The sequence below is a fragment of the Phormidesmis sp. 146-12 genome (assembly GCF_052939495.1).
The window spans coordinates 1-7,274 of sequence record NZ_JBJPHS010000191.1 but is presented as its reverse complement, the minus strand read 5'-3'; the positions used below and the strand labels follow the sequence as shown (position 1 = coordinate 7,274).

General features: G+C 50.1%; 7 protein-coding genes and 1 tRNA gene. 3 read left to right on the top strand and 5 right to left on the bottom strand.

Annotation, left to right across the window (positions count from 1 at the left end):
- The 3 genes from ACKFKF_RS33780 to ACKFKF_RS33770 form a co-directional block, all read right to left on the bottom strand.
- The coding region (locus ACKFKF_RS33780; protein ID WP_446871747.1) for a Uma2 family endonuclease at nt 1-420 on the bottom strand (420 nt) is incomplete at its 3' end.
- Nucleotides 421-442: 22 nt separating this feature from the next.
- Entirely contained in the window at nt 443-2,068 is a 1,626-nt protein-coding gene (locus ACKFKF_RS33775; protein ID WP_446871746.1) for a slr1306 family protein, read from the bottom strand.
- Between the two features lie 302 nt (nt 2,069-2,370).
- Nucleotides 2,371-2,447: transfer RNA gene (locus tag ACKFKF_RS33770), tRNA-Met, on the bottom strand.
- Between the two features lie 164 nt (nt 2,448-2,611).
- Between ACKFKF_RS33770 and ACKFKF_RS33765 the strand changes: the two genes are divergently transcribed.
- Together ACKFKF_RS33765 and ACKFKF_RS33760 are read left to right on the top strand one after the other, a co-directional pair.
- Nucleotides 2,612-3,328: a response regulator gene (locus ACKFKF_RS33765; RefSeq protein ID WP_446859045.1), complete on the top strand. Its 717-nt coding sequence runs from the start codon at nt 2,612-2,614 to the stop codon at nt 3,326-3,328.
- 41 nt (nt 3,329-3,369) lie between these two features.
- A complete protein-coding gene (locus ACKFKF_RS33760; RefSeq protein WP_446871745.1) occupies nt 3,370-4,470 on the top strand; it encodes a sensor histidine kinase in 1,101 nt (366 codons plus the stop codon).
- A 413-nt stretch (nt 4,471-4,883) separates the two neighbouring features.
- Here ACKFKF_RS33760 and ACKFKF_RS33755 read toward each other — a convergent pair whose 3' ends face one another.
- Both ACKFKF_RS33755 and ACKFKF_RS33750 read right to left on the bottom strand, forming a co-directional pair.
- Entirely contained in the window at nt 4,884-6,290 is a 1,407-nt protein-coding gene (locus tag ACKFKF_RS33755) for a tetratricopeptide repeat protein (protein ID WP_446871744.1), read from the bottom strand.
- Nucleotides 6,291-6,355: 65 nt separating this feature from the next.
- Nucleotides 6,356-6,595, bottom strand: coding sequence for a hypothetical protein (locus ACKFKF_RS33750; RefSeq protein ID WP_446871743.1), 240 nt, complete (start codon nt 6,593-6,595; stop codon nt 6,356-6,358).
- 402 nt (nt 6,596-6,997) lie between these two features.
- Here ACKFKF_RS33750 and ACKFKF_RS33745 point away from each other — a divergent pair.
- Nucleotides 6,998-7,274, top strand: a 277-nt coding sequence (locus ACKFKF_RS33745; RefSeq protein WP_446871742.1) for a hypothetical protein, incomplete at its 3' end; no start/stop codon positions are given.

Below are 7,274 nucleotides of genomic sequence, written 5' to 3'. Positions count from 1 at the left end.
CCACACTTCAGGCACTTCTAGCCCACGATAAATCTCTAACTTATCGAGCAACCCACTGGTAATGATCACCTCAATCGCAATATCAGGAAGTTCTTTCTCTGTGCCTACTGCATAAGACTCGTCAGGTTCTAACCCGCGCTGCTTTGCTTGTTTTCGGTAGGTGGTTGAGCGATAGCCATACAGCCTAATATTCTTTTCAAGCCCATACTGCTCCAACAAGCGGGCAAGCACCTTTACCGTGACTTCGTGTTCTCGCGAGGGCATAAACAGTTCGATCGTTCCTTCTAAATAAAACATTCGCAGGTCAGAATGGCTCTCATCAAGGAGCGATCGCAACGTCTCATACTGCTCCCACGTCACTCCAGATAGAAGGAATCGTTGCTCTTTAACTGCTTGCGCTTGCTCTAGTTCTAGATTCACTTTGGCCTCCGACCTAACATCATTAAGACAATAGAACTTCTTCAGCAACGGGTAACTCTAGCGGAGCAACGGGTAACTCTAGAGGAATGTTTTCTGCTTGCTCAGGTTCACTCACTAACTTGGCACCTAATTGCAATGGTTCTTCTTGTGGTTTGGGTAAAGCATCAAATTGTTGTACAGGGGCAGGAGGTTGCGCTGGTGTAGAAGGTTTAAGTCGATCGACCGCCTGCTTGACAAACATCTGTAAGAATGAAATTCTCTGATTTTGCTGAAAGACGGTTTCTAGAATTTGTTGGAGTCGATCTCTCTGAGTGACCCCAAAGGGGTCGCGCTTCACAGGTTCCCCCGCCGCTTCGCCCTCAAAGTATTCAATTAGCGTCAAGCCAGCCAGCCGAGTGAGATAAGCCGCACTCACCCCTTGCATCAAGCCCCCCGCCACATAGGTCACCATATTGGTTTTGAGAATGGCCGCGATCGCCTGCGTCGAAACTTCCACCAATCCCAATTTCATCATTAGGCCCGCCATCGTACTCGCCACGGTTTTTGCCTGAGAGAGGGAGAATTTTTGTTGATATAAACTGCCTAAATCCATCACCATTTGCACATTGATTGCCGCCGTCGCCAGCAGATCCAATGCGGGAAAAGGATTCGCAAACGTGGTCGTCGCTACTATCCATTGGGACTGATCAATCACAGGTAAAGCCCGATCGCGCCGTACCTGATTCAAGGCTTTTTTGGCTTCAGTTCTCAACTCTTTTGCATTGCCAAGCGAACTCGCTAATACAAGCTGTTGACCTTCGTGTAATAGAATCTCATTGAGCCGATCGACCAGAGGTGCAATTTGAAATCCGCGCTGCTCAAGCCATTCATTAATCGTGCCATCTGATTCGTGTCGTCGGACTTTGACAGGTTGTGGGCAAGTTGCGATCGCGACTACATCTAAATCACTCAACATTCCCTGCGATCGCTGTCTGAGTTGATGCAAAATTGCCTGCTGTTCTTCGGGCAAATACTGATCTTGTTTATTAAAAACTAGAATGATGCGCTTGTGAGCGGCTGCCAGTTTTTGCATTGCCTGAAACTCAGTTGCTGTTAAATCGCCGTTGGTGATAAATAAGATCAAGTCAGCTGATCGGGCCCGCTTCCAGGCAGTCTGTTCGGCAATGATGCCCTCTGCGGAAAACAGTTCCGGTGTGTCTTCGAGCGTCAGTTGCGAAAGGTTAGCCGCCCAGTGCGCTTTTAATAGCTGGGTCAGCGTGGTTTTGCCCACCGACTTACCGCCCATCACCGCCAACCGAATCTGATCGCGATGCAAATCAGCCGCAATTTGATGAATCTGCGATCGCAACTCTGACAATTGTTGGGCGCTACCGTCGATCGTCAAATCCTGCACTTCAGAGGCTAGTTGATTGACCACCCCTTCGGCTTCTGATAGGGCCGTTTTTACCGTTGTCAAATTCATGGGAACTGCTGCTTTAGAGACAGTCGTCAAACTAGACTGAAACTTGAGAAACAACCAGGCAATTCCACTGCCCAACACGATCGCAGGTGTCCAGTCGCCCACGCTACTCAGGATTTCTAGCAACCAGGTCAACAGAGCCAAACCGACACCACCTAAAATCAGCGATCGCTGCAACTGAACCGTCATATCAGACACACTTTCAGACTACTGACTTCCAGGATAGAACAAACTTTCGCCCCTGAACCAAACCTGGCACGTAGGCCCTTCGGGAGGAGGGAGAACTTCGATGATCGGTTCCCCCTTTGGGGGTAATCCGCTGCGCGAGGAGAGATGAGGGAGGAAAGAATTGCTTTTGTGGATTCAGGGCAATCTCGCTTGCTTCGTTCTTGGTCAGGTTTGAACGCAGCTTCTCTCTGAAGAAAGAATAGACCAAGGATAGATAGCAAAAAGCCCTGGAACTTTTTAGAACCAAGGCTTCTTGTTTTATTTGGTGGCGGGGCATGGATTTGAACCATGGACCTTCGGGTTATGAGCCCGACGAGCTACCAGACTGCTCTACCCCGCGTTATTTCCAACTCATCTAATGTAGCAGCTATTGTTGTGATTTGACAAACTTATTTTCAAAATTGGATGAATCTCCATTAGCAAGGCAGTATGAAAGAGGCTCAAATGCCAGCCTGAAGCCGTCATCTCAAACAGCTTGCTCGATCTCTACCCCTGATAACCCGCATGGATATTCTGATTGTTGAAGATGAAGCCGAAATCGCCCAACTGATTCAGCTTTATCTCGAAAAAGAAGGCTTCTCGTGTCGCACCTGCCGCGATGGATTGACGGCCCTTCAGATCTTTCAAGACCAAAAGCCCGATCTGATTATTCTCGATTTGATGATTCCTGCGTTAGACGGTCTAGAAGTCTGCGCTCGAATTCGGCAAAAACCGGGCAGCAAAGATCCGTATATTCTGATGTTGACCGCACGAGGCGAAGAACTCGATCGCATCATTGGGCTTTCGACTGGGGCAGACGACTATATGGTTAAACCCTTTAGCCCCAAAGAGTTGGTGGCCCGCGTCCGGGCGCTTCTCAGAAGAACGCTGCGTCAGGGCGGACAAACCCAAAACTATCGCACCGCCAGCTTTATGGTTGACTTGGATCAGCGATCGGCCACCCGCCACCTCAACGACCAATCAGAACCCCTCGATCTGACCACTCTCGAATTTGATCTATTGTCCACGTTTATGAGCTACCCCGGCCGCGTGTGGAATCGGACGCAACTAATCGACAAGCTGTGGGGCGACAATTTTTTTGGAGATGAGCGCGTTGTCGATACCCACGTTGCCCGCCTACGAAAAAAAATCGAACCCGATCCCGCCAATCCCACCTTTGTCAAAACCGTGATCGGGGTCGGCTACAAATTCGAGGATTTAGCCCTCAACGGCTCTCCCTAAAAGACCTTCATCCCTCATCCCTCATCCCTCATCCCTCCCGTATGGCAAAACTCGGCCTACGAGCCAGACTGTTTCTTTCACATACGATCGTCATGTTTGTGGGACTGTTCACCCTACTGGCGATCGGCAAGTTTTACTCGCCCTGGCTGTTTGTGCTGCATCTAGAAAAGTTGCAAGAACGGGGGTTGGATGTTCGCTATTTTCGGCGGCAGCTTGTCGATGGGTTTGATTCGGCGTGGAGTCGGGGGGCGTTTTGGTCAGTGATTGTCGGCGGGACGACAGCCGGAGGATTGAGCTATCTCGTTTCAAAACGTATTGTCAAACCGCTGATCCAGATGGAACACATCACCCGTCGATTTGCATCCGGCAATCTAGAAGAACGAGTGCCCCCCCATGAAATTCCAGAGTTAAATCGGCTGGCAGAAAGCTTTAACTACATGGCAGAAGAGTTGAAGGGAGTCGAACAACGCCGTCGTGATTTGGTGGGTGACCTGACCCACGAGTTGAGAACGCCGCTCACCGTTCTGGAAGGCTACCTTGAAGGGCTGGCAGACGGCACGATCGACGCTTCCCCGGACATCTATCAACGCCTCGCCAAAGAAACCACTCGTCTCAATCGGCTCGTCAACGACCTACAAGAACTGTCTAAAGCTGAGGCAGGCTACCTCCCCATCCACGCAAAACCGCTGTATCTGCGTCCTTTGATGGCGGCACTCGTCCTGAGATTTTCTGACCAACTGTTAGAAGGGGGCACGATCTTACGATTGGACTGTCCGACCAATTTACCGATGGCGATCGCCGACCCCGAACGAGTCGAACAAATTCTCATCAACCTGATTGGCAATGCGTTGCGCTATACGCCCGATGGCAGGGTTACTCTGCGGGCCTGGAGTCAGTCAGACAAAATTTGGATTGCGGTCGTCGATACCGGGCAAGGCATTTCAGCCGAAGATTTGCCCCATGTGTTTGAGCGATTTTGGCGATCGGATCGATCCCGCGATCGCTCATCTGGCGGCACTGGGATTGGGTTAGCCATCTCTCGCCGCTTAGTTGAATTGCAAAAAGGCACTATCACTGCCGACAGCGAATTAGGTAAAGGGAGTACGTTTCGATTTTCGCTGCCGATCGCGCGTGAAATGTAGATTCTTGGACGTTAGACCGATTCTTTGTGCAGCTTCACAGAGCCGTGAATTCGATGGGAGTTTTTCGCTTCGGTCTTCAGCGCTTCTGCCCCCCAACCCCCCAATCTGGGGGACTATTAGATACTATTCTTCGTTCAAAGTCCCTCACTCGTGGGGGATTTAACGTCAGTTCGATAAACTTTTTCGCTTCGTTGCCAGGGGATTCGCCCCCTAAATCCCCCATTCTGAGGGACTTTGAATCAGCATAATTTCTTTGAACTCTGGAACTTTCTCTGGGTCAAAGTCCCCCAATTTTGGGGGATTTAGGGGGCTGAAGCTGATCGCAACGAAGCGAGTCACTCTCATCGAACTGACGTGGATTTAGGGGGCTGCCCGGATTTGTAACGGCAGCAAAGGATTTCATCGAATTCACGTCAGAGAGAGTTGGTATTAGACGCAGATGCGGAACTGAGGGAGAGGAGTGTTTGAAATCGGGAGTCTTGGCGCAGACTGTCCAGGTTACGATCGCCCCTAGCAATCTCTCGATAGCGAGGCGCTAAACTAATGGCTCGTCTTAGATGCTCTAATGCCCAATCAGAATTATTTTGCAAGGCGTAACAGCAAGCCTCTTGATAAAACGCGATCGGGTCGTTGGGGACGATTCCTAATGCTTTGTCGTAGCTGATGATCGCCTCAGTGTAGTGACCTGCATGTTGGAGCGCCAGCCCCAGAGAAAGCCATCCTTGCTGATTGTAAGGTTCTAGCATCAAGGCGCGAATGTAGCTGCCGATCGCTTCTTCATATCGTCTCACGCTGTCCAACAGGTTGCCGCGATATTGCCAGATTTTGGCGTGGTTGGATTGGAGCATCAAAGCCCGATCGAGACTTTTGAGAGCTGCTTCAATTTGATCGAGTTGCCAGAACGCCAATCCGCGCATGACCCAGGCTTTAACGTTTTGAGGATGGGCGACAACGGCTCGATCAAAGCACTCAGTCGCAGTTTGCAATAGCCCCAGTCTTCTCAGCACAATGCCCAGGTTACACAGCAAATAAGGGTCGTCAGGCTGAAGCTTGAGTGCTCGTTCAAAGCTCGATCGCGATTCTTCTAACCGACCCAGCGATCCCAAAACAACGCCTCGCATTCCCCACGTATGAGGATGATCAAGTTTGGCGCTGATGGCGGTCTCAAGGCTTTCCAGGGCATCAGAGAAGCGTTCTAATTTCCACAGACTGTAGGCGCGAATATTCCAGAGTTTGATCGCTTGCGGGTTGAGGTGCAGTGCCCAATCGATGCTCTCGATCGCCTGCCGATGCGCGCCAAGCTGACCCAAAATTCGACCTCGATGCCCCCATGCTTTGGGAAACTCTGGCTGAAGGGCGATCGCTTGCTCTAAACTGGCAAGTGCCTCCTGGGGACGGTTGAGCAAAGCTAGAATTTTGCCGCGCTGATACCAAAATTTTGGGCGGTCGGGGGCGAGTTCGATCGCTTTGTTAAAGTGAGTGAGAGCAGATTCGTAGCGTCCCAGTTTGACTAGCGCACGTCCGCAGTTGTATCGGGCTTTGGGGTCGTCAGATTTGAGCGTAAAAGTTTGTTCGTAGCTGGCGATCGCAGCTTCATAGCGCCCCAACTTGCCCAACACATACCCTCGGTAGTTCCAGGTGCGCGATTTATCTGAATGGGTTACCAACGCTTTGTCAAGGCAGTCGATCGCGGCTTCATGCCAGCCCAACTCGCTCAAAACAATGCCTTTGGAATACCATCCTCCCGACTCCATTGAGTCAATGTCTAACGGAACTGTGTCTGAGACACTGGCGCGATTTTTACAGCTTAAATTGACCAAAGTACACCTCCAAATGCTCGGCACTCAACCATCACTAAGGGATGATTCAACACCGAAGTCTCTATTTACGTTGAAGGTGATGCAACCTGATTGAAAAGCTTACTCCATGACTCTGACAAGACCCATTCCCAGAGGGTCAACCGTCTGACTTGACTTTGCTCTGTTTGACTCAGTGGTATTTCTGACAAAACTGCTCGCCGCAGGTAATTTTGATCAGCACTGGTGATGTATCCGGTGGATAAGATGCGATCGATGACCTGCCCAAGGGTAGGGGAGGAGGCAGATTGATCGTCAACCGTCATCATACGAAAATCGTTAGGAGGGCAATCCGAACTGATTCTGTGATGGATATCAACCAGAGTAGCGAGGTGTCAGGTCAGTCATAAAGCGGTGAGCTGGCAACCCTGACCTATTTGAGGGTGGCTACGTGGAGATAGAACTTTTTTAACTCGACTTAAGTGATTTTGCGTATATCGCTCGGCGATCGTCAACTTCGTTCACAAAGTTTTTACTTAGTTGCAAAATTTTTGCTGTTCTGCCTCACACTCACTTTATGAAAATTCCGAAAAAGTGTGCTTTGAGACGGCTTCAAGTTTTTTTGAACAAGTCCTAACCAAGTCCTAACCAAGTCCTAACATTAGGTATAGAGCGGGCTTAAGAAATGCAAGGTATGGTACTGAAGGGAAAAACTGCTACCAAACCTTCTAATGCCCCTTCATCACAGTTCGGGACGCTGGCAACTTGGTTTAGGGCTATCGCTGACGACGACACTTCTTTGGGGTGTTTTGCCCATCGCGCTCACGATCGCCCTTCAGTCGTTGGATGCTTACACGCTTACGTGGTTTCGCTTTGTCGTTTCCTTTAGCTTGTTGGCGATTTATCTAACGGCGGCTCGTCGGTTGCCAAATCTACGAAGTCTACCCGTTCAGGTGTGGAAATTATTGGCGATCGCGACTGGATTCCTCGCGCTCAATTATCTGCTAT

Bases quoted from the DNA above. Each gene is read 5' to 3' on its own strand.
- ACKFKF_RS33750 (WP_446871743.1), bottom strand. From the start codon at position 6,595: ATGATGACGGTTGACGATCAATCTGCCTCCTCCCCTACCCTTGGGCAG.
- ACKFKF_RS33775 (WP_446871746.1), bottom strand. From the start codon at position 2,068: ATGACGGTTCAGTTGCAGCGATCGCTGATTTTAGGTGGTGTCGGTTTG.
- ACKFKF_RS33760 (WP_446871745.1), top strand. From the start codon at position 3,370: ATGGCAAAACTCGGCCTACGAGCCAGACTGTTTCTTTCACATACGATC.
- ACKFKF_RS33765 (WP_446859045.1), top strand. From the start codon at position 2,612: ATGGATATTCTGATTGTTGAAGATGAAGCCGAAATCGCCCAACTGATT.